The 21,433-nt window shown below is 65.9% G+C and carries 20 protein-coding genes and 2 pseudogenes; 8 read left to right on the forward strand and 14 right to left on the reverse strand.

Annotated features, from left to right (window positions below; genetic code table 11):
- Positions 1 to 4 precede the first annotated feature (4 nt).
- The 7 genes from BMW72_RS14445 to dapA form a co-directional block, all read right to left on the reverse strand.
- On the reverse strand, positions 5 to 529 hold the full coding sequence (locus BMW72_RS14445; protein ID WP_241983758.1) for a CinA family protein: 525 nt from the start codon (positions 527 to 529) through the stop codon (positions 5 to 7).
- A gap of 4 nt (positions 530 to 533) precedes the next feature.
- Complete coding sequence (pgsA, locus tag BMW72_RS14450) at positions 534 to 1,127, reverse strand: CDP-diacylglycerol--glycerol-3-phosphate 3-phosphatidyltransferase (protein ID WP_092111754.1); 594 nt, start codon at positions 1,125 to 1,127, stop codon at positions 534 to 536.
- A gap of 3 nt (positions 1,128 to 1,130) precedes the next feature.
- Positions 1,131 to 4,040: an FtsK/SpoIIIE family DNA translocase gene (locus BMW72_RS14455; RefSeq protein WP_092111756.1), complete on the reverse strand. Its 2,910-nt coding sequence runs from the start codon at positions 4,038 to 4,040 to the stop codon at positions 1,131 to 1,133.
- A 113-nt stretch (positions 4,041 to 4,153) separates the two neighbouring features.
- On the reverse strand, positions 4,154 to 5,383 hold the full coding sequence (locus tag BMW72_RS14460; RefSeq protein ID WP_092111758.1) for an ABC transporter permease: 1,230 nt from the start codon (positions 5,381 to 5,383) through the stop codon (positions 4,154 to 4,156).
- Positions 5,380 to 6,075: an ABC transporter ATP-binding protein gene (locus tag BMW72_RS14465; protein ID WP_092111760.1), complete on the reverse strand. Its 696-nt coding sequence runs from the start codon at positions 6,073 to 6,075 to the stop codon at positions 5,380 to 5,382. Before BMW72_RS14465 ends, BMW72_RS14460 begins: the two co-directional genes overlap by 4 nt.
- Entirely contained in the window at positions 6,072 to 7,127 is a 1,056-nt protein-coding gene (locus tag BMW72_RS14470; RefSeq protein WP_174843155.1) for an efflux RND transporter periplasmic adaptor subunit, read from the reverse strand. Before BMW72_RS14470 ends, BMW72_RS14465 begins: the two co-directional genes overlap by 4 nt.
- A gap of 186 nt (positions 7,128 to 7,313) precedes the next feature.
- Complete coding sequence (dapA, locus tag BMW72_RS14475) at positions 7,314 to 8,291, reverse strand: 4-hydroxy-tetrahydrodipicolinate synthase (protein ID WP_092111788.1); 978 nt, start codon at positions 8,289 to 8,291, stop codon at positions 7,314 to 7,316.
- 151 nt (positions 8,292 to 8,442) lie between these two features.
- On the opposite strand from dapA, the gene BMW72_RS14480 reads away from it, so the two are divergent.
- The 4 genes from BMW72_RS14480 (at position 8,443) to BMW72_RS14495 (ending at position 10,871) form a co-directional block, all read left to right on the forward strand.
- The gene (locus BMW72_RS14480; RefSeq protein ID WP_092111762.1) at positions 8,443 to 8,901 is read left to right on the forward strand and encodes a TlpA family protein disulfide reductase; all 459 of its coding nucleotides are present in this window, start codon (positions 8,443 to 8,445) and stop codon (positions 8,899 to 8,901) included.
- Between the two features lies 1 nt (position 8,902).
- Positions 8,903 to 9,382, forward strand: coding sequence for a DUF4395 domain-containing protein (locus tag BMW72_RS14485; protein ID WP_241983757.1), 480 nt, complete (start codon positions 8,903 to 8,905; stop codon positions 9,380 to 9,382).
- 157 nt (positions 9,383 to 9,539) lie between these two features.
- Positions 9,540 to 9,971: an OsmC family peroxiredoxin gene (locus BMW72_RS14490; RefSeq protein WP_092111766.1), complete on the forward strand. Its 432-nt coding sequence runs from the start codon at positions 9,540 to 9,542 to the stop codon at positions 9,969 to 9,971.
- A 9-nt stretch (positions 9,972 to 9,980) separates the two neighbouring features.
- Entirely contained in the window at positions 9,981 to 10,871 is an 891-nt protein-coding gene (locus tag BMW72_RS14495) for a TIGR01777 family oxidoreductase (RefSeq protein WP_092111768.1), read from the forward strand.
- Between the two features lie 15 nt (positions 10,872 to 10,886).
- Here BMW72_RS14495 and BMW72_RS14500 read toward each other — a convergent pair whose 3' ends face one another.
- From BMW72_RS14500 to BMW72_RS14515, 4 genes and pseudogenes are all read right to left on the reverse strand, one after another.
- A complete protein-coding gene (locus BMW72_RS14500; RefSeq protein WP_092111770.1) occupies positions 10,887 to 11,330 on the reverse strand; it encodes a tetratricopeptide repeat protein in 444 nt (147 codons plus the stop codon).
- Positions 11,275 to 12,094: pseudogene (gene dapB, locus BMW72_RS14505) on the reverse strand (4-hydroxy-tetrahydrodipicolinate reductase); the annotation flags it as partial. The pseudogene dapB and the gene BMW72_RS14500, both read right to left, overlap by 56 nt.
- A 65-nt stretch (positions 12,095 to 12,159) precedes the next feature.
- A complete protein-coding gene (locus BMW72_RS14510; protein ID WP_092111790.1) occupies positions 12,160 to 12,762 on the reverse strand; it encodes a histidine phosphatase family protein in 603 nt (200 codons plus the stop codon).
- A gap of 63 nt (positions 12,763 to 12,825) precedes the next feature.
- Positions 12,826 to 14,169: a M16 family metallopeptidase gene (locus BMW72_RS14515; RefSeq protein ID WP_092111775.1), complete on the reverse strand. Its 1,344-nt coding sequence runs from the start codon at positions 14,167 to 14,169 to the stop codon at positions 12,826 to 12,828.
- Positions 14,170 to 14,382: 213 nt separating this feature from the next.
- Between BMW72_RS14515 and BMW72_RS14520 the strand changes: the two genes are divergently transcribed.
- Positions 14,383 to 14,973, forward strand: coding sequence for a TetR/AcrR family transcriptional regulator (locus BMW72_RS14520; protein ID WP_092111777.1), 591 nt, complete (start codon positions 14,383 to 14,385; stop codon positions 14,971 to 14,973).
- 21 nt (positions 14,974 to 14,994) lie between these two features.
- Here BMW72_RS14520 and BMW72_RS14525 read toward each other — a convergent pair whose 3' ends face one another.
- Complete coding sequence (locus BMW72_RS14525) at positions 14,995 to 16,059, reverse strand: aldo/keto reductase (protein ID WP_241983756.1); 1,065 nt, start codon at positions 16,057 to 16,059, stop codon at positions 14,995 to 14,997.
- A 325-nt stretch (positions 16,060 to 16,384) separates the two neighbouring features.
- Between BMW72_RS14525 and BMW72_RS14530 the strand changes: the two genes are divergently transcribed.
- Positions 16,385 to 17,998: a peptide chain release factor 3 gene (locus BMW72_RS14530; protein WP_092111779.1), complete on the forward strand. Its 1,614-nt coding sequence runs from the start codon at positions 16,385 to 16,387 to the stop codon at positions 17,996 to 17,998.
- Between the two features lie 63 nt (positions 17,999 to 18,061).
- On the opposite strand, the gene BMW72_RS14535 is transcribed toward BMW72_RS14530, so the two are convergent.
- Together BMW72_RS14535 and BMW72_RS18820 are read right to left on the reverse strand one after the other, a co-directional pair.
- Positions 18,062 to 19,747, reverse strand: coding sequence for a ribonuclease J (locus BMW72_RS14535; RefSeq protein WP_092111780.1), 1,686 nt, complete (start codon positions 19,745 to 19,747; stop codon positions 18,062 to 18,064).
- A 262-nt stretch (positions 19,748 to 20,009) separates the two neighbouring features.
- Positions 20,010 to 20,186, reverse strand: a complete 177-nt coding sequence (locus BMW72_RS18820; protein ID WP_166787639.1) for a hypothetical protein — start codon at positions 20,184 to 20,186, stop codon at positions 20,010 to 20,012.
- A 335-nt stretch (positions 20,187 to 20,521) separates the two neighbouring features.
- On the opposite strand from BMW72_RS18820, the gene BMW72_RS14540 reads away from it, so the two are divergent.
- Together BMW72_RS14540 and BMW72_RS19050 are read left to right on the forward strand one after the other, a co-directional pair.
- Complete coding sequence (locus BMW72_RS14540; protein ID WP_092111783.1) at positions 20,522 to 21,025, forward strand: glutathione peroxidase; 504 nt, start codon at positions 20,522 to 20,524, stop codon at positions 21,023 to 21,025.
- 100 nt (positions 21,026 to 21,125) lie between these two features.
- Positions 21,126 to 21,433: pseudogene (locus BMW72_RS19050) on the forward strand (hypothetical protein); the annotation flags it as partial.

Consider the following 21,433-nt stretch of genomic DNA (forward strand, 5'->3'; position numbering starts at 1 on the left):
GGAACTATTCCGCGTCACCCTGGGCTATCAGCGCACGCACAGCATCGATCGCACGGCGCACCGATTCGGCGCGAATCTCGGCCCGGTCGCCACTGAGCTGAAGCGACACGGCCCAGGAACCGCTGCCCTTGGACAGGCCGATGAACACGGTTCCCGCCGGGTGCCCCCCCTCCGGTCCAGGCCCGGCCACTCCCGTGGTCGACACCCCAATATCGGCGCGCACATCATTCACCGCGAGCAGGGTGCGTACGCCGCCCGCCATCTGCTTGGCGACATCGGCGTGTACGGGCCCGTGCACGTTGAGCACACTGCTGTCCACGTGGAGCAGGCTGCGCTTGAGGGCGGTGTCATAGGCGACCACTCCCCCGCGAACGACAGCGGATGCGCCGGGGATGCGCACGAGTTCAGCCACCAGCAGCCCGCCGGTCAGCGACTCGGCGACGGCGATGGTGAGGTGGCGAATGGTGAGTTCCGCGATGAGTTCGGCCGTCGCATCCGCTGCGGGTGTCGGTATCGTGCTTGCCGACACCGGGTCAGGCAACGTCGGGCTTTCGGAGGCGCCAAGCCGAAACCAGATAGTCAAGGCCGGAAACCACGGTCAGTACGAGGGTAATGGTCATGGTGGCGGTATTGACCCAGTGCACCCACTCGCCGAAGACCAGCCAGAACGGGAGCAGGGCGAGCGAGATCGACACGGACTGGGACACGGTCTTAAGCTTGCCGCCGCGGCTGGCTGGAATCACTCGATCACGCAGCATGACGAACCGGAACACGGTGATGCCGATCTCGCGCACGAGGATAACGATGGTAACCCACCACGGCAGTTCCCCCAGGATGGACAGACAAACCAGGGCGCCGCCGGTGAGGATCTTGTCGGCGATCGGGTCGAGAATCTTGCCGAGATCGGTCACGAGGTTGTGGCGGCGGGCAATCATGCCGTCGATGCCGTCGGTGGCGATCGCGATAATGAACAGCACCGCCGCAGCCCAGCGCAGGGCCTCATGGGCACCATTGTCGGCGAGCAGCATCCAGATGAACACGGGAGCGAGCAGAATGCGCACGACCGTGATCAGGTTGGGCACGTTCCAGTTGCTGGGGCGGGTGACGGATGCTTGCGGTGTTGCCATGGTTCAGTCCCTGCCGGTTAGTTTCCAGGCATCCTCGTCGTCTTCGGTGCCGTCCACCTCAGGATACCCCTGCGACATTTTCTCAACCGGGTCGTCGGCGTAGCGCGGGTCGGGCGCAGACTCGGCCCGCGAGGAATCGGACTGGGCCTTCAGCGCATGCTGCTCGTCGTCGGAGCCGCGCAGGCGGGCGAGCACGCTCGGCAGCTGCTCGGCGTTGACGAGCACATCGCGCGCCTTGGAACCTTCAGACGGGCCGACGATCTCCCGGGATTCGAGCAGGTCCATCAGGCGGCCGGCCTTGGCGAAACCGACGCGCAGCTTGCGCTGCAGCATCGACGTCGACCCGAACTGGGTCGACACGACGAGTTCGGCGGCGGCGAGCAAAACCTCGAGGTCGTCACCGATGTCAGAGTCGATCTCCTTGCGCGGGGCGACCATGGAGACGTCGGGCCGATAGTCGGGCCTGGCCTGCATGGTGACGTGCTTGACGACCTTCTCGATCTCGTCTTCGGTGACCCAGGCGCCCTGCACGCGCACGGCCTTGGAGGCTCCCATCGGCAGGAACAGGGCATCGCCCTGTCCGATGAGCTTGTCAGCGCCTGGCTGGTCGAGAATGACCCGGGAGTCGGTGACGCTCGTGACGGCGAAGGCGAGCCGCGAGGGCACGTTGGCCTTGATCAGCCCGGTGACGACGTCAACGCTCGGCCGCTGGGTGGCCAGAACGAGGTGAATTCCGGAGGCACGAGCGAGCTGGGTGATGCGCACGATGGAGTCTTCAACGTCGCGCGGGGCGACCATCATAAGGTCGGCCAGCTCGTCGACGACGACCAACAGGTACGGGTAGGGCTTGAGTTTGCGTTCGCTGCCGGCGGGCAGCACGATTTCGCCGTTGACAACGGCCTTGTTGAAGTCGTCGATGTGGCGAAAGCCGAAGCTCGCGAGGTCGTCGTAGCGCATGTCCATCTCTTTCACGACCCACTGCAGCGCTTCGGCCGCTTTCTTCGGGTTCGTGATGATGGGAGTGATCAGGTGCGGAACGCCGGCGTAGGCGGCGAGCTCGACCCGTTTCGGGTCGATCAGCACCATGCGCACGTCGCTCGGCTTGGCGCGCATGAGCAGGCTCGTGATCATGGAGTTGACGAAGCTTGACTTGCCGGAACCGGTGGAGCCGGCCACGAGCAAGTGGGGCATTTTCGCGAGGTTGGCGATGACGAAGCCGCCGCCAACGTCTTTGCCGACACCGATGGTCATCGGGTGGGTGGCGTTGGTGGCGGTGCTCGAGCGCAGCACGTCACCGAGAGTGACGATTTCGCGGTCGGTGTTGGGAATCTCGATGCCGATGGCGCTCTTTCCAGGGATGGGCGAGAGGATGCGCACCTCGTTTGAGGCGACCGCGTACGAGAGGTTCTTGCTGAGCGCTGTGACCCGCTCGACCTTGACGCCGGGGCCGAGTTCGATTTCGTACTGGGTGACCGTCGGGCCACGGGAGAATCCGGTGACCTTCGCATCGACCTGGAACTGGCGCAGCACCTCGGTGATGGACTTGACGACGTCATCGTTCGCGGCTGAGCGGGCCTTGGCCGGCGGTCCGGCGGTGAGAGTGGATGCCGCGGGCACGAGATAAGGAATGGCCGGGTGCGGGTCTGTGGAGGCGAGCGGCGGCAGGGCTGCGCCGTCGGCATCCACTGCCTGGCTCAATTCGGGGAAGACGTCGTCGAAGCCGGGCAGTACCTCGGTGTGGCCGGCCGGGTCGTCGGAGTGCAGGCCGGTGGACGCGGCGCTGGATGGGCCGCGCCCGAGGTCGACCTCGCCGGTGAAGCGTTTGACGGCGAGTTCGGCCTTGCGCAGGTCTTCGAGCACTTCAGTGCCGTAGTGGTCTTGTTCGGGCGGTGCGGTGTGGTCGGTGACCTCGGATTCGATGGCGCTGTCGAAACCGCCGCGGGACTGGCTGCCACCGAGCAGCACGCTGAGCGGGTCGGGGGCCACATCAGCCGGGCCAGCCTTGGACTCGGTCGACAGGGCGCTACCGAAGTCGGGGTCTTCCTCACGCTTGCTGTTGTTGCGGCGCCACCAGGGCAGCGCCCCCTCTGGCTCATCGTCGTCGACGCCGTCGAGCTCGACCTGCGCGGTCTTGCCCGGCTTGGAGTTCTTGGCTTCTTTCGCCGACGCGCGTTCTTCAGCGTCGGTGAGTTGCGCGCCAAACAGCCACTCATAGAGCTCACGGGAGCGCTGCCCGATGCGGTTCGGCGGTGTCTTGGTGATGATGAACAGGCTGAGCAGGAGCAACAGAATGACTAGGATCGTGGCACCGATCGACGTGGTGAGCAGGATCAGCGGGGCGGCGATCATCCACCCGATCACTCCGCCGGCCAGCGCGAGGGCCGGCATACCGTCTTGCGGCTGCGGCTGCACGCCGAAAATGTGGCAAAGCCCGGAAATTGTCACGAGCAGCAGGCTGAGCCCGATGCCGATGCGGCCATTGTCGTGCACGGAACTGGGCTGACGAAACAGCCAGACGGAGAACAGCAGCAGAATGACGGGCAGGGCGAAGGCTACCCGTCCGAACAGGCCGCCAAAGGTGTAAGCGTCGAGCTGCTGGGCGACAGCGTTGTTGATCAGGAACCATTCGACGATGGCGCCCGAGACAGCGAGCAGTACGAGAAAGAAGGGCAGGCCGTCGCGGCGTTCGTCTTTGGAGAGTTTTTCGGGGCCCAGGGCGCGGGCGGCACCGCCCGCGAGGTGGGCGAGGCCCATCCAGGCGCGGGCTCCGACGCTCGGCTTCACGTCGACGGCGGTGAATTTGACGGTCTTCTGCGCGGCGGTGCCGCCGCCGCGGGTTGCCGGTTTGCGCGCCGGAGCGCCCTTCGGTGCCGGAGTGCGGGCACGCCCGGTCGACTTAGTGCTCGTAGCCATGAAATAACGCTACCAAGCGCCGGTGACATTCCCCCGCCCCCACGCCCAATGCCTGCCCGAGCGGCCGGCGAATGCCGCGGTGTGCATCCGCTGGTCTTCGCTTGTCGTGTCACCTAATAGCGGATGGCGTCGATCACCTTCACCCGCACCGCGACCAGTGCCGGGATGAGCCCGGCCAGGGCACCGACAACGGTCGCACAGATCAGGCCGAGTACGGCCGCTTCGACCGGGAACGGCGGAAAGTCGGTGACCTGACCCTGGCTGATGAAGTCCTCAACGATGGGGCTCTTCACGATGAGTACGGCGGCAATCACGCCGACGATGCCGGCGACGACGGTTGCGACGACGCTTTCCATCATGACGGCGAAGAACACCCGGGCGGCGGTCGCCCCGAAGCTGCGGCGGATGCCGATCTCCCGAATGCGCTGCTTGAGGGTGACTAGGGCGATGTTCACCAGGCCGAGCGCTCCAAGCAACAGCACCAGGCCGGCGATGGCACCGACCGTGAGCTTGAGGGAGAGGTAGGGGTCACCGTCCTGAAATGCCGCGTAGTCCTGCCGGTTCACCTGAACGACGGCGTCGCTGCCCAGCGCACCCTGCACGTCGCGTTGCAGCGCGGGCACGAGCTGCTCGGATAGCTCGACCGGCACCCACAGTTCGTACGAGGGAGGTCCGAATTGCTGCAGGTTCGGGTCGGTGACGACCGGGGTGATGGCGGTCAGAGCATCGGCGAGCATGTACATCGCCGGTTCGGTCTCGTAGGACAGCGCCGGGTAGACACCGGTGACAACGGCCGTCGTACTGCGTTCGCCCACCAGGGTGGTCGTCGGATGCGTGCGCAGGTCCGGGCGGCCGAGGCGGTCCCAGAAGATGGAGTTGATGAGCACGGCGGGGGCCAGCCGGGCCTGGTCCGCGTCGGTGAACCAGGTTCCTTCCTCGAGGGTGATGCGGTGCATCGTTCCATACGGCGGGTCGACGCCGATGGTCTGCACCGGCACGGCGCCGTCGGCGAATTGCACGGTCTGGCTGGTGTTGATGACCCGGCTGGCGTAGTCGACCTGGTATCGCTCGAGTGCCGTGCGCCAGATTTCGGGCATTGCGGTCGGGTTGGAGCCGTCGTTCATCGTCGCCGACAGGTAGAGGCTCGCGGCGCGTCCTCCCGATCGTTCGTTCTGCTCGATGGTGGCTTGCTGGGCCACCCCGCCGAGCCCGACCACGGTCGTGATCGCGCAGACGGCCACGGCCACACCGATCAGCGACAGCATGACGCGGGTCTTGTGGATGCGCACTTCCTGCCACGCCTCGATGACCGCGCCCACGAGGTTGCTAACGACACGTTTCATGCCGGCACCGCGCTGGCGACCTGGAGAACGCCGTGATCGAGCCGCAGGTGCCGGGTGGCGCGGGCGGCGATCGCCGGATCGTGGGTGATAGTGACGAGGGCTGCTCCCGATTCGGTGGCGACCTCGTCGATGAGGTCCATCACCGTCTCGCCGGTCTCAAGGTCCAGGGCGCCCGTGGGTTCGTCAGCGAGGATCAGTCGCGGGCCGCGCACCAGCGAGCGGGCGATCGCCACGCGCTGCTGCTCACCACCGCTCAACCGGTCGGGCAGCGAGCTGAGACGGTCGCCGAGGCCGACCCGTTCCAGCATCTCGGTCGCGATGCGGGCCCGCTGCCAGAACTGACGGCCCTCGGCATAGAGCAGCGGCGTCATCACGTTTTCGAGGGCGGTGCGACCCTGCAGCAGGTTGAACTGCTGAAAGATGAACCCGACCTCGCGGCCGCGGAGCCGGTCCCGAGCGCCGGACGACAACGACCGCACCGGGCGGTCCTCGAACAGCATCGTGCCGCTCGTCGGGTTGTCGAGCAGCCCGAGCAGGTTCAGCAGGGTGGTTTTGCCCGAACCCGACCGGCCGACGATCGACACCCGGTCGCCGACGTCGACGTCGAGGTCGACGCCGGAGAGAATCGTCAGCGGCGGTGCATCGATGAGCTGCACAGTGCGGGTCACGCCCTCCAGATGCAGGAGGGTCATCCGGAGATCCCGGTGCTCGAGATGCTGGGGCCGAAGCAGACTTCGCTGCCGTCGGGCTGAAGTTCGCAGCCCGGCCCGCCGCCGGCGACGGCGCCCGGCACGAATTGGTTGATCAGGTCGCCCTCCACGAGGCCGTCGACGACCTGCACGTTGACGCCGTCGGTCATGCCGAGCGTGACCGGGCGCTCTTCGGTGCTCCCATCGGGCAGCACAAACCAGACGACCCCGGTTTCGGCGGAACCCTCGACCGCGGTGGTGGGCACAACGAGCACGTTCTCGGCAAGCCCGGCCGCGATGGTGATCTGCGCGGCCAAGCCGGAGAAGACGGTCACCTCGGCCGGAATCGCGCAGGTCACGGTGGTGCCGCTCGTACCGGTCGCGTCTCCGGCGCCGTCACCGCCGGCCGGGGCACCAGCCAGCGGGGTGGTGATGGTCAGGCCGGTGCAGGTGAACGGCGCCGGCCCGTTCGTGATCGCAACGGATGCCTCGGTCGGCCGAGTCAGCAGCCGGTACTGCTGCTCGGGGCTGAGCGCTCCGCTCACCGAAAAGCTCGGTGGGGCCACCTGGCCCGTCGCATCCCCAACGGCCACGCTCTGGCCGTGGATCACCGGGAGCGAACTGAGGATTCCGGTGATCGGGGCGAGCACCTTGACGAAGGTGACCACCGGTTTCGGTTGGGTGACGGAGACGTTGCCATCGGCATCCGTTGTTTCGACCGGGTCCTTGATCGTTTCGACTCGGATGTCGTAGATCTTGTCGTCTTTGTTCACGGCCTGGCCGGCCGCCACGAAAATCTCGTCGACCGTGCCGATGGCGGTCGCCTTGACGGCGACGGCCGGGTCGGCGCTAACGGTGCCCGGCAGGGTCACGTCATTGCTGATGGTGCCGAGGGCCACCGGAATCTGGGGTTCGACGATGACACCGGTCGGTTCGGCTGGATTGCTGTCGGCGGTTGCGTTTGGGTAGAACGCGAGTTTCACCAGGGCTACCGCGATGGCCGCAATCACGATGAGTCGAAGGATGGGAAAGACCCATTTGCGTGCAACGTTCACGAGACTCCCCACCCGGCTGACCGGACCTGGTCAAGCTCGATGGGCTGATCCTAGCGTTAGGCGGGCCTGCCTGTCGCTGTCCGCCCGCCGGCTCGCGGCACCTGCTGCATCTCGTGGCGCCCCTCGAAACGAGTGCCGCGAACGCCCAGGAGTGCCGTGAGCACCGAGCCGGCCGGCACGAGTGCCTTAGCGGGTGGTACCGGCGACCTTGGGCAGCGAACCGCCGGCGGCCGCATTGCGGTCCGGGCGGAAGTTGGAGAAATCCACACCGGGGATGTCTCTGACCAGCGACAATTCGTCTTCGATCTGGGCTGCTTCGGAGTCCTCGGGGCCGACCAGCGGCAGACGAACGCGCGGGCTGCCGATGCGACCGAGGCCGTGCAAAATATACTTCACGGCGACGGTGCCGGGAACGTGGGTCATCACGGCACGCACGAGCGGCTCGAGCTGCTGGTGCGCGGCGGTGGCGACCTTGAGGTCGCCACGGTTGACCGCGTCGACCATGTGTCGGTACGGGGTGGCCGTGATGTTTCCGGTGACGCCGATCAGGCCGGTCGCACCGATGGACAGGTGGGCCAGCACATTGGGGTCGTCGCCGGAGAAGTACATGAGGTCGGTTTGGTTGAGCACCCGGCTGACCTGGGCGAAGTCGCCCTTGGCGTCTTTGATGGCGAGGATGTTGGGGTGCTTGGCCGCGCGCAGGATGGTCTCGTAGGCGATCGCGACGCCAGTGCGACCGGGGATGTCGTAGAGGATGACGGGGAGGTCAGTGGCATCCGCGATCATACGGAAGTGCGTGAGTATTCCGGCTTGGGTCGGCTTGTTGTAGTACGGAGTGACGATCATATTGCCGTCGGCGCCGGCCTTTTCGCTCTGGCGGGCGAGCTGCATGGCGTGGGCGGTCTCGTTCGAGCCGCCGCCGGTGATGATCTTGGCCCGGCCGTTCGCGACCGACTTGCCAACCTCAACCAGACGGATCTTCTCCGGGTCGGTCAGGGTGCTCGTCTCCCCGGTCGTGCCCGTGACGACGATGCCATCGGCACCGGCGTTGATGACGTCGTCGATGTGCTTCTCCACCCCGGCCCAGTCCACTTCGCCATCAAAAGTAAACGGGGTGACCAGCGCGACCAGCACCTGGCCAAAGGGATTCGTAGAGGTAGACACGAAGTACAGGCTATCGCTTCCCCGTCCCGCGCCCCGCATAACCGGTGACGGTGCGACTCGGCCGTTCACGTTGAACTCGGCGGGGGTGCGCGCCACGTCATCTCTCGTCATACTCCCCCGACCGGGTGCGCGCCCCCGTAACGTCGACACCATGAACCCACTCGAAGCGATCGGACTGTTGCTCGCCCTGTTGGCGGCCACGACCGTTCTGGGCCTGATCTGGCGGGCGCGCCAGGGTCTGGTGGCCTCGGGGAGCGGCGACGTCATCATGCCAGCGGATGTCGCCTCGTCGATCGCGTTCGGCCCTGCCGCGACCCTGGTGCAATTCTCGACCGAATTGTGCGCCCGCTGCCCGGGCACCCGCCGTCTGCTGATTGCCGTGGCCGAGCAGCGGCCCGGGGTGGTGCACGTGGACGTGGATCTCACCCACCGCGCCGACCTCGCCAACCGCTACTCCGTACTGCAAACACCGACGACCCTGATCCTGGACGGGTCGGGGCGGGTTCGGGCTCGCGTGGGCGGAGCACCGAATCGGGCCGACATCAGTGCGACGCTCGATGCCATCGCCCAGAACACGTCTCGCCCACTCACCACGACTCCCGGGAGCTGACATGGCTACGACGCCTCGCCCACGACTCGATCCGCGCGGCCCCCGCTTCGGAGCCGCCATCACTGCCAGTGTTTTGCTCACGGTGGTGTTTTTGTCGCTCATCGGCGCATCCGTTGCCGCCGTGGTGCTGCTGGCAGCACTCACCGCACTGTTCGCGTGGGGCGCGCTGGCCGGCGCCGGTCGGCATCCGTACAGCGTGCTGTTCAAAAAATTCGTGCGTCCGCGCCTCGCGCCACCGACGGAGCTCGAAGATGCGGCCCCGCCCACCTTCGCACAGGGTGTCGGTCTGGCCGTGACCCTGGTCGGCTTGATTCTGGGTCTGGCCGGTGTACCCGACGCTGTCGGAATCGCTGCGGCGGCGGCGTTCGTCGCTGCTTTTTTGAACGCGGTCTTCGACTACTGCCTGGGCTGCCAGATCTACCTGCTCCTCGTGCGATTCGGTGTGCTCAACCGGGGCGGCAGAACCCTCGAGAACGTCTAAGCCGTTCCCGAAGCCCGGCCGGGGCACGCCCGACCCATCCGGGGTGGGGGCGGCCGCCCGGGCATGTCGGCTGGGTCTCAGGCAATTCCCAGACGGGACTCGTTCGTGGGGCAGGTGGGACAGTTAGGGTGGAATTCAATCACCTGGAGGTAACACCATGCCCACGACGCTCACCAGTGAAGCAACCACCGTCTGGACCGGCGATCTTCCGACCGGTTCCGGTACCGTCACCCTCGATTCTTCCCACGCCGCCGAGTTCGCGGTGAACTGGAAAGCCCGAGCTGAGGGGGTCTCCAACACCACCAACCCCGAGGAACTCCTCGGCGCTGCGCACGCGGCCTGCTTCTCGATGGCCCTCGCGAACGCTCTCGGCTCGGCCGGGCACACCCCGGAAAGCATCCAGACCACTGCGGCTGTCACATTCGCGGCCGGCACCGGCGTGATCGGCAGTCACCTGCTGGTCAGTGCGAAGATTCCCGGCCTCACCGAGGCCGAGTTCGAGGCCTTCGCCCAGGATGCCAAGGAAAACTGCCCGATCTCGAAAGCACTCGCGGGCATTCCCATCACCATTGAAGCCGAACTGGCCTAGGCCACAGGCGTGCGCGTTCTCATCGCGGGAGCCTCCGGCCTGATCGGTCGGGAATTGAGCCGCCAGCTGGCCGCTGCGGGGCACACCCCCGTGCGTCTGGTGCGCCGGGAAGCCTTGGGCAAAAACGAGGTGCGGTGGGACCCGGCAGCTCACGCTCTCGACGCGAACGTGCTCGACACCGTTGACGCGGTCGTCAACCTGTCGGGGGCCTCCCTGGCGCGGCTCCCGTGGACGGCGGGGTATCGCCAGGAAATCCTGACTTCCCGCCTGTCAGCTACCCGCACGATCACTGATGCTCTGGCCCGGGCGGCCACACCACCGACCGTACTGCTCAACGGTTCTGCCGTAGGGGTCTACGGTGATCGTCCCGGGGAGATTCTGACCGAGACATCCGCTGCGGGAACCGACTTTCTCGCCGACGTCGTCACCCAGTGGGAAGCGGCGGCTGTGCTCGCGCCGGAACCGACACGGGTCGTCCTGCTGCGCACCGGCCTCGTCCTGGCTAAGGGCGGCGCGCTGAAACCGGTACTGCCCCTGGCAAAACTCGGTCTCGCCGGACCGCTCGGCGGCGGCAACCAACATTGGGCCTGGGTGAGCCTGCACGACGAGGCCGCAGCCATCGTGCACCTGCTGACCTCGGCGCTCTCTGGCCCGGTGAACCTGGTCGGGCCGACCCCCGCAACATCCAACGACATCATTCACGGGCTCGCGACCGCACTGCACCGGCCCTTCGTGCTGCCGGTACCGAAGCAGATTCTGACGCTTCTGTTGCAGGATGCTGCGCGCCAGTTGCTGCTCGCCGACCAGCGAGTCAGCGCTCGGAAGCTGCTCGACGACGGGTTCGAATTTTTTCATCGCACGCCGGCCACCGCGATCGCCTGGATGCTGCGCCAACCCTAGTCGGCCGGTCAGAGCCTATTTCGGCGTGCGTTCGAGCGCGATCGCGGTACGGATGGCGCCGCGGGCGCGCTTGCGATCGCCGGAGGCGTCGTAGGCGAGGCCGAGCCGCAGCCAGGCGTGCCAGCTGTCGGGTTGGGCTTCCACCTCGGCCTGCGCGGCCGGAAACTGCTCGTCGGCGGCGTCTCGGTAGGGGCGGCCGCTCGGGCGCACCGGGAGTTCGGCGGAGGGAAGCCCCCCAAGGTCGTCGAGCTGACGCACGAGCCGTTCCGAACGGATACCGAACGCAACCTCACGCGCGAGCGCCCAGAAGCCGATCAACGGCAGGATGAGCAGCGCGAGCCCGATGGCAATGCCGATCGACTCGCCGCTCTGAATGAAGAGCACGGCGCGAACTCCGACCAGCACGAGGTAGAACACGAGCAGTATCGCCATGACGACGACCGCGATCTTGCCCTTCATTTGACGCCACCTTCGCTGATGGCGGGCGCTGCGAATCCGAGATCCACGAGTTGGTCGAGGCCGACCGTTACCCCTGTGGCCGTTCGCGCTGCGGTGAGGGCCAGCAGAATACCGCTCTCATAGGCGCTCGGGGACAGCGTGTTGTGGCTGATCGTCAGGGTTTCCCCGGTACCGCCCAGAAAGACGTCCTGCCGGGCCAGCAGGCCGGACAGGCGCAGGCTGTGCACGGGAACGCTCGCGACCTGTTGGCCGCGAGCGCGCTGATCGGTGTGTGGTGCTGAGACGGGGCCGAGTTCGGCGCGAGCCTGGCCGATCAGTTCGGCGGTGCGCACGGCGGTGCCCGACGGCGAGTCGACTTTGGCCGGCTGGTGCGCTTCGACGATTTCAATCGAGTCGTAGAACCGGGCGGCGAGGGCGGCGAACGCGGTTGCGAGTACAGACCCGATGGAAAAGTTCGGAATGATTATGACGCCGGTGTCGTCGCGGTCGGCAAGGCGGCGGCTGAGAGTGTCGATGCCCTCCTGGCTCCAGCCGGACGTGCCGACGAGCACCCGCATGCCATGCTCGGTCGCGAAGTCGACGACGTCACGGCTCACGTCGGGACGGGTCAGGTCCACGGCGATGTCAGCCCCGAGCATCTCGCTCAGCGCACTGTGCGAGTCGAGGCGGGCGACAACCTTGAAGCCCTCGGTTCGATCGATCAGGTCGGAGACCAGACGGCCCATCTTGCCCGTTGCGCCAATGATGGCCACCGTCGTTGTCATGAAACCAATCTACCAATTGATCGGCCGGTCACGTGCCCGCGCCCGACCGCTGAGAACCTGGACGTCTAGAACATCAGGGGTTCAGGCAGCCCGGTGCGCAACTCGACCGGCAGGTGACCGAGGTCGTTATGGGTGACGAGCGTCCAGGGTCGCCCCGGCTTCTGCTGCAGCACGGTCAGGCCGCAATTTGCCTGATTGATGCCGACCCAACGCCAGTCGGGGGCTCCGAGCACCTCACGCACAAACCAGGCGATCACAAAATTGTGGGTGATCAGCAGGTCGTGCCGCTGGCTGCGCCGTGGCTGCAAGAATTCGGCGACGGCGTCTTCCATCTGCGCACGGCCGGCGGCGATCTCGTCGTCGGTGACCGAGCCGAAGAACGGGTCGTAGGCCGAGGGCGTTTCGGCGGCCCGACCGGAGGGGATGCAGTCGAAGAGCAATGCCGACGGCTCGCTGTGCAGGGCCGGCAGCCGTTCAGCCATGATCTGGGCGGTCTCTGCGGCACGCTGCAGCGGCGAATGCCACGCACCGGTGAACGGAACCCCGCTGAGGCGATCGGCGACGAGAAGAGCCTGTCGCTTGCCTCGGGGCGAGAGCGGGCCGTCGTGCAGGCCGTGCTCAGCATCCTGCTGCTCGCCGTGGCGTACCAGGTAGATGTACTGGGGCATCATTGTCCATTTCACAGTTCGAGACCGGCCGGGCCGGATGGTGCACGAGCGGGTGGCGACCGGTCAGCCCGGGAGAATAGCCGCGAACGCGTCGTCTTCGAGGGCTCCGACGGCTGAAATCGACACCGGACCGCTCGCCAACTCCGCGGCAAGTTGCTGCACGTCGGTCGCGGTGACCAGGGCGAGGCGGCGCAGTGCTTCGTCGAGGTCGGCGAACTCGCCGAGGGTGATCTCGGACCGACCTAAGCGGGACATGCGGGTGTCCGAGTCCTCCAACGCGAGAGCGGATGCCCCACTCAGCTGGCCGGATGCCCGCTTCATCTCGTCGGCGGTAACGCCGTCGGCGGCCAGGCGGTGCAATTCCCTGAGCATGAGCTGGGCCACCTGGCCGGCCTTGGCCGGTGTGCACCCGGCGTACATGCCGAACAGGCCGGCGTCGGAGTAGCCGGGCGCGAATGAGTAGACCGAGTAGGCCAGGCCGCGCTTCTCCCGCACTTCCTGGAACAATCGGCTCGACATGCCCCCGCCGAAAATCGAGGTGAGTACGCTCATGGTCACCCTCCGGTCGTCGGTTGCCAGCAGGCCGGGCATTCCCAACAGCAGGTTGGCCTGTTCGAGCGGGCGTTTAACGATGGTCAGGGCCTGTCCCTGGTGGATGTCGGCTGGCAGACCGCCCCGCCGCCTGACCGGGGTCTGCACAATGCTGAGGTCCCAGCCGGCCCGTTCGAGGGTGCGGGTGACGGCAGCGACAAGTTCGTCGTGGTCGACAGCACCGGCAACCGTGACGACGAGGTCCTGCGGGCGATAGTTGGCCTGGTAATGCTCCCACACGGCGGTGCGGGTGGCACCCCGAATGTCGTCGGCGCTGCCGCCGATCGGGCGGCCGAGCGGATGCTTACCCAGCACGGCTTCGAAGAATCGCTCGTTGGCGACGTCGGCCGGGTCGTCGTCGGCCATGGCGAGTTCCTCGAGGATGACGCCACGCTCGGTTTCGAATTCATCGGAATCCAGCTTCGAGGAGGTCAGCATGTCGGTGAGCACGTCGATGGCCATACCGAGGTCGCGGTCCTGCACCTTGGCGTAGTAGCAGGTGTATTCCTTGGCGGTCATGGCGTTGTGTTCGCCGCCGACCGCGTCGAAGGAGATCGCTATGTCCAGGGCAGAACGCGTCGGTGTGCCCTTGAACAGCAGGTGCTCAAGAAAATGGGTGGAGCCGAAATGGCCCGGCTGTTCGTCGCGCGATCCGACGGCCACCCAGTAGCCGATGGTGAGGCTGCGGGCACCAGGTACCTGCTCGCTGAGGATGCGCACCCCGCTCGGCAGTACCGTGCGACGGACGAGGGCATCGCCGGCGGCCCGAAACGAGAGTTCGGCCTGGTCTAGGGGAAAGTCGACTGCACCGTTCATATCATCCACCACCTTACAAGACCCGATCGGGACGACCGGTGCGGGCACGGCAACCCGCCGAGCCACCCCCAGTTTGGCCGGAATGGCCCCTGCAGCCGGTTACGACAGACTGGTCTGTCTAGGGTGTGTTACAGTCTGGATGCCGACCGGGGAAACCCCCCGGATCTGCGCTCATCCGGGGCTGTTTTCTGCCCCTCGACCAAGGAGTCTCGCATGACCACGCTGATAGCTGAGGTCGTTCGGCCGGCGACCCACGCCAAGGTGCGTATCCTCGCCACCGCCGACCGCCTGTTCTATACCGAGGGTGTTCACACCGTGGGTGTGGATCGCATCATCAGCGAGTCCAAGGTCACCAAAGCCACGTTTTATAAGTACTACCGCTCGAAGGACGCCCTGATCGTGGTGTATCTGCAGGGCAGAGACCGCCTCGCCCGCGATTTTCTCGCGAGCCTCGACACCCGCTTCGACACTCCCGAACAGCGTCTGCGTGGCGTCGTCACCGAGATCTCGGCCCAGGTCATTCGCGAAGGCTTTCACGGCTGCCCGTTCATCAACGCGGCCGCCCAGTTCACCGACCCGGCCCATCCGGTGCGGCAGGCGGTAGCGGCCCACCGTGACTGGTACGGTCGGTCCATCGAGGACATGTTCCGGGGCATGGGTCACGCCCGGCCCGGCGATGCCGCAGACGACTTCTTTCTCGCCAGGGACGGTGCCTTCGCCGGCGCCAACCTCGGCGACCCGATCGGTGCCCACACCGCCCTGCTGCGCGCTATCCAGCGCGTGCTGGACGAGTCGGGCGACTAGGCCTCTCGCCGCACCCCTGGATTAGAAGGCGGATACCCGGTCGAGGTCGAGCAGGTCGTTACGGCCGAGCAGGATGCCCGCCGCCGCGACCAGGGACGGCACCTGGTCGGCCCGGCCGGCGCCGGCCACCGGAGCAACGACGTCGGGCCGGGCGAGCAACCAGGCAAGGGCAATCGACGCCGGCGCTGCCTGTTGCGCCGCCGCAATGCGGTCGACCACGGCGAGCACGCGCAGGGAACGACGATTGAGGTAGACCGCGGCGAGCTGCCCGCGGGCGGTGCCGGCGGCATCCGCTTTGGTGCGGAACGCGCCCGCCAGAAAGCCGTGCGCGAGGGCGAAGCCGGGCATCAGTGCGAGATGCTGGGCCCGCGCAACGACGGCGACGTCCTGTTCGAGCTCGGCGCGATGCACGAGGTTGTAGGGGGTTTCGACGGCGACGAATTTGGGCAGGCCGAGGCCGGAGAGCACCCTGGCCTCCATGAGCCGCTCGGCCGAGAAATTACTCGCACCGAGGTAGCGCACCTTGCCGGCGCGCACGAGAGCGTCGACGGCAACGAGGCTCTCCTCGAGGGCGACGATCTTGTCGTCGAAGTGAAAGTAGAGCAGGTCGAGATAGTCGGTGCCGAGCCGCACCAGGCTGGCCTCGACGGCGGCCACGATGCTGCGCTGCGTCAACCCGGGATTGTCGAGATTGCGGCCGATTTTCGTGGCCAGCACGGTCTCGGCACGTGCACCGCGCGAGCGCAACCACGACCCGATGATCACTTCACTGCGCCCGGCGGCGAAGCTGTCTGCCGTGTCGAGAAAATTGCCGCCGAGGTTGCGGTGCGCGTCGAGGATAGCGTGGGAGGCTTCACCGGTTGCCGTCCAGCCGAACGCGTTGCACCCCAGGGCCAGGGGATGCACGCGCAGCTCGGTTCCCGGAATCTGACGGCGCACCGCGCCCGAACCGACGGCTGGCTGGGTCTGCCCCGTCTGGGTCTGCCCTGTCTGGGGCTGCCCTGTCTGGGTCTGCCCTGTCTCGGCCCGCTGCACACGGCCAACCGACATTGCGTCCAGAGACGATGAGACCACCTGTCGGGGCATTGCGTTCTCCTCCCGGGTGCTCGCCCGACCAGTCAGTTTTGCCGGGTTTTCTCGTCGTAAAGTGCTCTTTTTCCGACTTTAGGCGAGGCCGCCGACATTTCCCGACGGCACGCTAAACCGTTACCAAAATGTACGCCGCAGCCGGCCGAATAGGGGTGATGCGGCCGGCTGCCCGTCGGTGCGTCCCCAATTTGTTAGACTGAAAATTGCGCAAAATCTGGGCGGCCTGTGCAGGTGCACATCCGCCCTGGGCCGCCGCCTGTCGAATCCCTTGATCGATCGGCTGGCTAAGTATGCTGCCCGAATCAGCCGCAGGAAAGCAGCCATGACCACCGACGCCTCCGTGCCCAACCCACAGGTTCCCCGCGAGGCTCGCCGGCGCCGCACCTTCGCCGTGATCAGCCACCCCGACGCCGGCAAGTCCACCCTGACCGAAGCCCTGCTGCTGCACGCCCGCGCGATCACCTCCGCCGGTGCCACGCACGGTAAGGCCGGCCGCAGCGGAACCGTCTCAGACTGGATGGAGATGGAAAAGGCCCGCGGTATCTCGGTGACCAGCGCCGCCATCCAGTTCGAGTACCACGACGCCGTGATCAACCTCGTCGACACGCCCGGCCACGCCGACTTCTCCGAGGACACCTTTCGGGTGCTCTCGGCGGTGGATGCCGCGGTGATGCTGGTCGACGCCGCCAAGGGTCTCGAACCGCAGACGATGAAGCTGTTCGCGGTCTGCAAGCAACGCGGGCTTCCCGTCATCACCGTCATCAATAAGTGGGACCGTCCCGGCGACACTCCCCTGGCCCTGATGGATGAGATCCAGACCCGCACCGGGCTGCTGCCGACCCCGCTGAACTGGCCGGTCGGCGAGGCCGGCGACCTGCGCGGTGTGCTCGATCGCCGCTCCGGTGACTTTCTGCGCTACACCCGCACGGCGGGCGGCGCGACCGTGGCCGAATCGGTGCGGCTGGATGCGGCCGACGCGGCTAAAGAGGAAGGCCCGGCGTGGGCATCCGCTGTCGAAGAATCTGACCTGCTCGACGCGGAGTCGCAGAATCACGACTCCGAGCTGTTTCTCGACGGGCAGACCACCCCGGTGCTGTTCTGCGCCGCCGTGGCGAACTTCGGGGTGCAGCAACTGCTCGACACCCTGGTCGAGTTCGCGCCGCCGGCCGAAGCGCGCATCGACATCGACGGCAACCCGCGCAAGGTCACTTCACCGTTCTCCGGTTTTGTGTTCAAGGTTCAGTCCGGCATGAACTCGGCGCACCGCGACCACGTCGCCTTCGTGCGGGTGTGCTCCGGCGAATTTCGCCGCGGCATGATCGTGACGCACGCGGCGACCGGCCGGCCTTTCGCCACCAAGTACGCCCAGCAGCTGTTCGGCAAGGAGCGCACCGTCACCGACCAGGCCTGGCCCGGCGATATTGTGGGGCTCGTCAACGCCTCGGCGTTGCGCGTGGGCGACTCGATCTTCGAAGACGAACGGGTGGAGTTTCCGCCACTGCCGCTGTTCTCCCCCGAACACTTTCGGGCGATTCGTCCAGTGGACAGCAGCAAGCACAAGCAGTTTCGGCGCGGCATCGACCAGCTCGACCATGAAGGCGTCATCCAAGTGATGCGGTCCGAGGTGCGCGGTGAGCAGGCTCCGGTGCTCGGCGCCGTCGGGCCGATGCAGTTCGAGGTGGTCGAGGACCGCATGGTGCACGACTTTCACGCCGATATTCGCATGGAAGCACTCCCCTACCAGGTGGCCCGCAAAACCGACAAGGAAAGCGCACTCGTGCTCGCCGGTACCCGCCAGGTGGAGGTGTTCACCCGCTCAGACGGCACGCTGCTGGCTCTGTTCAGCACGCCGTGGCGCCTGCAGGCCATCGCCAAGGAGAACCCGAAGCTCGTGCTGATCGACATCGCAAACGCCACGGCCGACGACTTCATGTAGCGCTTTACGTTCGCAAAAAAGGCCGCATCCTCGTGGAAGATGCGGCCTTTCTGGTGCTGCTGCTTACGCGTCAACCACCACGGAAGTGATGACGGGGCTGCGACGGTACTTGCGGTTCATCCAACGGCTCACGGACTGCGTGAACAGGTCTTCGAGCTCGGCACCGTCAACGATCTTGATGCGGTTCGCGGCCTTCATGGCCTCATCGATGACCTTGGTCGCGCCCTTGACCCACTCGTCGTCGTGCACGAATCCACGGGCCAGGAACTCGACCGGCTCGGAAAGCGTGCCGGTCTTGGCGTTGAGAATTCCGAGGATGGTGATGGTACCGTCTTCGGCGAGCTTGCGACGGTCTTCCATCGCGGCAGTGGATGCCCCGCCCACGGTCATGCCGTCGACGAAAATGTAGTCGGCGACGACGCGGCCGGTGACCTTGGCGTGGCCGTCGATGAGGTCGACGACGACGCCGTCTTCCACGACGATGACGTTGTCCGCGGGGACACCGGTCGCGATGGCGAGATCGGCGTTGGCCGTGAGGTGACGCCATTCACCGTGGATCGGCATGACGTTGACCGGCTTGACGATGTTGTAGCAGTAGACGAGCTCGCCGGCGCTGGCGTGGCCAGAGACGTGCACCTTGGCGTTGCCCTTGTGCACGACGTTGGCGCCCCAGCGGATCAGGCCGTTGATGACGCGGTAGATGGAGTTCTCGTTGCCGGGGATCAGCGAGCTCGCGAGCAGCACGGTGTCGCCCTCGCCGATCTTGATGACGTGCTCACGGTTGGCCATGCGCGAGAGGGCGGCCATCGGCTCGCCCTGTGAACCGGTGCAGATGAGAACGACCTTATCGTCCTTCATGCGCTCGAGCGCCTTCATGTCGACGATCAGGCCCTTGGGAACGTTGAGGTAGCCGAGCTCAGTGGCAATGCCCATGTTGCGCACCATAGAGCGACCGACGAAAGCCACCTTGCGGTTGTGCTTGACGGCAGCGTCGATGACCTGCTGGATGCGGTGCACGTGGCTCGCGAAGCTCGACACGATGATGCGGCGCGGCGACGTGCGGAACACGGTGTCGATCGCCGGTCCGATGTCTTTCTCGGCGGTGGTGAAGCCCGGAACCTCGGCGTTGGTCGAGTCGGTCATGAACAGGTCGACGCCCTCTTCGGCCAGGCGCGCGAAGGCGCCGAGGTCGGTGAGGCGCTTGTCGAGCGGGAACTGGTCCATCTTGAAGTCACCGGTGGCGAGCACGAGGCCGGCCTCGGTGCGGATGGCGATGGCGAGGCCGTCGGGGATGGAGTGGTTCACAGCGATGAATTCGAGATCGAACTGGCCGATGGTGCGGCGCTCGCCCTCTTTCACCTCGATGAAGTTCTGGCTGAGGCGGTGCTCCTGCAGCTTGGCGGCGAGGAAGGCCAGGGTGAGCTTGGAGCCGACGACGGGAATGTCGCCGCGTTCCTTGAGCAGGTAGGGGACGGCGCCGATGTGGTCTTCGTGGCCGTGGGTGAGCACGATGGCCTCGATGTCCTGCAGGCGGTCACGGATGGCGGTGAAGTCGGGCAGGATGACATTGATGCCGGGCTGGTTGTCCTCGGGGAAGAGAACGCCGCAGTCGATGATGAGAAGCTTTCCCTTGTGCTCGAAGACGGTCATGTTGCGGCCGATCTCGCCGAGGCCTCCGAGTGGGATGATGCGCATGCCGCGAGCGGGCAATGCCGGCGGAGTGCTCAGGTCGAGGTAGTGGTTATTCATGAATCTCATTTCGTTGTCTGCGGTACTGCATGTCCAGGTGTGTGGGGACCGAGCACGGGCATGCGAAGCCGGCGAGCCGGCTCAGGGGGCTTCAGCGCGCATGCGCGTACCTCGTGTCGTGCCTGGCGGGCAAGCAAAATGCCGGCCAGATACCTCCTTAGTCTACCGATGCAGAAACGATCAGCGTTTCGGGCACGAAAAGAGGGACCCCGCGCGTGGCGAAATCCCTCTCTGGTGCCGCTTGACGCGGCCTGGCCGCAGGCTACGCGGCGCGGTGTCCGGCCATGGTCGGCTGCGGCGACACATACTCGCCGGCCTCGAGGTGCTGCACGGTGCCGCTGATGTAGCCGGTCGCGGTGATCGCCCGACGGACGTCGTGCGTCACATATTCGTTGGCCGTGGCGGCGCGTTTAGTGGACTTGGATACGTAGGAATTCATGGTGCTCCTGGTGCGATTGTGACTAGCGGATGCCGACGGCTGGCCACGTTCGATCGTCGGAGCATCTGCGCTGGGGCAGGTCTGCGAAGGACTGATTCGAGTGGAACTGGGGTGATGGCCCGGTCGGCGGGAACTGCGCTGCGCCGCGCGGGCCCAAAAATCCGGATCCTCTAATGGATCGCCATGATTTTTGATCTGCCCTCAGGATACGTGAATCTGCCACCCGTTCGGGGAAAATGCACGAACTACACAGGCAGCGTGCAGCTGTACGAGCGCGGTGCAGCTACACAGCTCCCGTGCAGCCCGCATGGAGGCTGGATCGATAAAATCTTCGAATGACTTCTTCTGCGCTGTACGACATCCCCCTCACCCTCATCGACGGAACAGAAACATCTTTTGATGCCTTTCGGGGGAAGACGGTGCTCGTCGTCAATGTGGCATCGAAGTGCGGGTTCACGCCGCAGTATGCCGGCCTCGAGTCGCTCTATCAGCGCTACGCCGATGAGGGCCTGGTCGTGCTCGGCCTGCCGAGCAACCAGTTCATGGGGCAGGAACCCGGCACCGAGGAAGATATCGCCCAATTCTGTGGCATGACCTACGGGGTGACCTTTCCGATGACGGCCAAGGTTGACGTGCGGGGTAAGCACCAGCATCCGCTGTATGCGGAGCTGACGAAGTTCAAGCAGGGCCTGCTGCCGGGATTGATCAAGTGGAATTTCGAGAAGTTTTTGGTGACACCGTCGGGCGAGATCGTGGACCGCTTCGCCTCCACGGTGGAGCCGGAGTCGACCGAGATCGTCGATGCGATCGAGAAGGTGCTGGCCGCGAAGGCCGCCTGACCCACCCGCTGTTTCTTTCCGGGCCCGGGCCCGGAAATTGGGCCCACGTTAGACTTGGGTTCTACTGGTCGTTGCAACACCCAGACTCTTGGGAGTTTGTATGACCACGTTAAACCCGACCAATGAGCCCTCGACCGACGAACAGAATCCGTGCGCGGACAAGGCGTCTTTTCTGGCTCTGCTGGAGCGACTTGGTGACGTGACTTCTGCCTCGGCTGAGCTGGGCATCAACCGCGGCACTGGCTACCGTTGGGCGCGCAGCGTTGGGATTCGAGGGCCGAAACCGCACCCTGGGCGTGAGATGTTCCGTGAGCTCCGCGCGGCTGGCACTCCCCGCCGTGAGGCGGCCGCTTTGGCCGATGTCGATATCAGGACTGCCGTCGACTGGGACAAAGGGATCCGTAAATC

The organism is Cryobacterium luteum, assembly GCF_900110125.1.
Taxonomy (GTDB): Bacteria; Actinomycetota; Actinomycetes; order Actinomycetales; family Microbacteriaceae; genus Cryobacterium; species Cryobacterium luteum.

Bases quoted from the DNA above. Each gene is read 5' to 3' on its own strand.
- BMW72_RS14525 (WP_241983756.1), bottom strand. From the start codon at position 16,059: ATGCCCCGACAGGTGGTCTCATCGTCTCTGGACGCAATGTCGGTTGGC.
- BMW72_RS14490 (WP_092111766.1), top strand. From the start codon at position 9,540: ATGCCCACGACGCTCACCAGTGAAGCAACCACCGTCTGGACCGGCGAT.
- pgsA (WP_092111754.1), bottom strand. From the start codon at position 1,127: ATGGCAACACCGCAAGCATCCGTCACCCGCCCCAGCAACTGGAACGTG.
- BMW72_RS14500 (WP_092111770.1), bottom strand. From the start codon at position 11,330: ATGAAGGGCAAGATCGCGGTCGTCGTCATGGCGATACTGCTCGTGTTC.
- BMW72_RS14480 (WP_092111762.1), top strand. From the start codon at position 8,443: ATGAACCCACTCGAAGCGATCGGACTGTTGCTCGCCCTGTTGGCGGCC.
- BMW72_RS14540 (WP_092111783.1), top strand. From the start codon at position 20,522: ATGACTTCTTCTGCGCTGTACGACATCCCCCTCACCCTCATCGACGGA.
- BMW72_RS18820 (WP_166787639.1), bottom strand. From the start codon at position 20,186: ATGAATTCCTACGTATCCAAGTCCACTAAACGCGCCGCCACGGCCAAC.
- BMW72_RS14530 (WP_092111779.1), top strand. From the start codon at position 16,385: ATGACCACCGACGCCTCCGTGCCCAACCCACAGGTTCCCCGCGAGGCT.
- BMW72_RS14515 (WP_092111775.1), bottom strand. From the start codon at position 14,169: ATGAACGGTGCAGTCGACTTTCCCCTAGACCAGGCCGAACTCTCGTTT.
- BMW72_RS14465 (WP_092111760.1), bottom strand. From the start codon at position 6,075: ATGACCCTCCTGCATCTGGAGGGCGTGACCCGCACTGTGCAGCTCATC.
- BMW72_RS14460 (WP_092111758.1), bottom strand. From the start codon at position 5,383: ATGAAACGTGTCGTTAGCAACCTCGTGGGCGCGGTCATCGAGGCGTGG.
- BMW72_RS14510 (WP_092111790.1), bottom strand. From the start codon at position 12,762: ATGCCCCAGTACATCTACCTGGTACGCCACGGCGAGCAGCAGGATGCT.
- BMW72_RS14520 (WP_092111777.1), top strand. From the start codon at position 14,383: ATGACCACGCTGATAGCTGAGGTCGTTCGGCCGGCGACCCACGCCAAG.
- BMW72_RS14485 (WP_241983757.1), top strand. From the start codon at position 8,903: ATGGCTACGACGCCTCGCCCACGACTCGATCCGCGCGGCCCCCGCTTC.
- BMW72_RS14535 (WP_092111780.1), bottom strand. From the start codon at position 19,747: ATGAATAACCACTACCTCGACCTGAGCACTCCGCCGGCATTGCCCGCT.
- BMW72_RS14455 (WP_092111756.1), bottom strand. From the start codon at position 4,040: ATGGCTACGAGCACTAAGTCGACCGGGCGTGCCCGCACTCCGGCACCG.